Consider the following 2339-nt stretch of genomic DNA (forward strand, 5'->3'; position numbering starts at 1 on the left):
TACGGCGGTTTCGTGCTGGAACACCAGGGCCGTTCAGTCTATCACGCCGGCGACAGCGCCTACTTCGATGGCTTCAAGGACATCGGCGTGCGCCTCAAGCCGCAGGTCGCGCTGCTGCCCATCGGCGCGTATTTCCCGGAGAGTTTTCGCAATGTCCACATGGGCCCGGACGACGCGGTGAAAGTCTTCCGCGACCTGCGCGCGCAGTGGTTTGTGCCGATGCACTACGGGACGTTCAAGCTCTCGTTCGAGGAAGTCGACGAGCCGCCGCGCTGGCTCCGCGACCTCGCGCACAAGGACGGGCTGAGCCAGCGTGTCAGATTCTTGGAAGAGGGGGTCCCGGAAGTTTTTTGACCGCGCCCCGCTCCCGCGGCCGCCGCGCGCTCAGGGTTGTGTGCGAAGTCCAAACCGCCGCCCTCTCTTCTTTACACGGCGGGTTGCGCTCCATAACTTCACGCCTCGTCCGCCTTGCTGCAGGACCTTCACATCATGTTTCTGGCGCTTCTCGCGGGCTTGCTTGCCGGGTGCGTCCACGTCTTCACCGGACCGGACCATCTCGCTGCCGTGGCTCCCCTGTCCGTGGGCCGCGCCCGTGCGTGGAGGACAGGCGCAGCGTGGGGCCTGGGCCACGGGTGCGGTGTCGTCCTGCTCGGGGGGGTCGCCCTCGCCTTCCGCGGCCTGCTGCCCGTCGACTGGATTTCGTCCTGGAGCGAGCGGCTGATCGGGTTGGTCTTGATCGGGATGGGGCTCTGGTGCCTGCGGCTTGCGTTGAGCCGCCGGGTGCATGACCACGCGCACGATCATGGCGGCCGTTCGCACTCGCACTTTCACGTCCACACCCCCGGAAGTTCACACCCCGTGGGAAGCCAGCCGCCGCATCGGCACACGCATGCGGCGTTGGTGATCGGCGCGCTCCACGGATTCGCAGGCGGCGCGCATCTCGTCGGAGTGGTGCCCGCGCTCGCATTCCCAGCGGCCGGCGATGCCGCGGGATTTCTCGCAGGATACGGAATCGGAACGGTCCTCGCGATGAGCGCCTTTGCGGCCGGCGTCGAACGCGTGAGCCGGGGCAGCGCCACGCGCTGGCCTCCGGGCTACCGGATGTGGATCGGCGCCTGTGGAGTCACCGCGCTCTCAGTCGGTTGTTGCTGGGCGTTCCTCGGTTGAGGCATTCCCAAGTCTGCGATGCCGGCCGATGGGCACGGTTTCTTGCCTGTTCTTCTGCCTTGGCGAGCGGCAGACCGCGCCCTTTCCCTCACGAAGGCGAGGATTACTCGCAAACGGCCGCAAAACTTTCTCAAAATAGTTGTTGTCATGCGCGGCCTCATTTCCTATTCTCACCAGCAAATGCACCGTTCTTGGTGCGGGGCAAACGGTCTTTTGCCTCCAAACAACGCCGAGAACGAAACACAACACATCGCAAGAGGAACAACAGCATGAAGATCAATCCATGGACAGTCGGACTGGCTGCCGCAGGCGTCATCAGCTTCGCCGGCACCGCTCAGGCTGAAGAGGCAAAGAACCAAGTCATGACCGCCGTCTCGGGCACCACGCTCAGCGGTTACGTCAGCACATCCGCCCGCTGGGACTTCTCCAGCGCCGCCGGCGTCAGCGCCTATCGGTTTGGCGCGGGCAAGGCCGACGGATTCAACCTCGACGTCGTCAACGTCACGGTGGCCAAGGCCCCCGGCGAAGGCGAGTGGGCGTCGGGCTACAAGGCCGAAATGGTCTTCGGACCGGACGCGAACGCCGGTCTCGGTGGCGGCTTCGGCCTCAAGCAGGCCTACGTCGCGCTCCGCGCCCCTGTCGGCAACGGCCTCGACATCAAGATGGGCGTGTTCGACAGCGTCATCGGCTACGAGGCGACCAACAGCCCCGACAATCCCAACTACACCCGTTCTTGGGGCAACACCATTGACCCCGTCCAGCACACGGGCATTCTCGCCAGCTATCGCTTCTGCGAGAACTTCAGCGGCAGCATCGGCGTCGCGAACACCGCGCTCGGCAACATCAACGCACGCAACGGTTCCGCCCAGTCCCAGAAGACCTACATGGCCGCCATCAGCGCCACGGCTCCCGAGAGCTTCGGTGCGCTGAAGGGAACGGTCCTCAATGCGGGCGTCGTCGATGCGCAGAGCAACGGCGCTGCGAACGACATCACCTACATCTACGTCGGTGCCACCATCCCGACGCCGATGGAGAACCTCACCGTCGGTCTCGCGTGGGATCACCACATGCAGAACGCGGCGACGGATGCGCAGGTCCTCGCGGCGTATGTCAGCTACAAGGCGAGCGACAAGCTCAAGGTCAACGTCCGCGCGGACTACCTCGACAACAAC

At 64.9% G+C, this 2339-nt stretch carries 3 protein-coding genes; all 3 read left to right on the forward strand.

Going from position 1 to position 2339, the window contains the following annotated elements; all coding sequences use genetic code 11:
• Positions 1-354 (forward strand): MBL fold metallo-hydrolase (locus FJ386_15425; GenBank protein MBM3878077.1); only part of this gene is annotated, 354 nt, incomplete at its 5' end.
• Between the two features lie 135 nt (positions 355-489).
• Positions 490-1167 (forward strand): nickel transporter, encoded by a 678-nt coding sequence (locus tag FJ386_15430; GenBank protein MBM3878078.1) that lies wholly within the window; start codon positions 490-492, stop codon positions 1165-1167.
• Positions 1168-1436: 269 nt separating this feature from the next.
• Positions 1437-2339 (forward strand): hypothetical protein (locus FJ386_15435; GenBank protein ID MBM3878079.1); only part of this gene is annotated, 903 nt, incomplete at its 3' end.

Source organism: Verrucomicrobiota bacterium, from assembly GCA_016871675.1.
In the GTDB taxonomy this organism is placed as follows: Bacteria; Verrucomicrobiota; Verrucomicrobiia; order Limisphaerales; family VHCN01; genus VHCN01.

Excerpts from the sequence above, each read along its gene's own strand:
- FJ386_15430 (MBM3878078.1), top strand. The coding sequence starts at position 490 with ATGTTTCTGGCGCTTCTCGCGGGCTTGCTTGCCGGGTGCGTCCACGTC.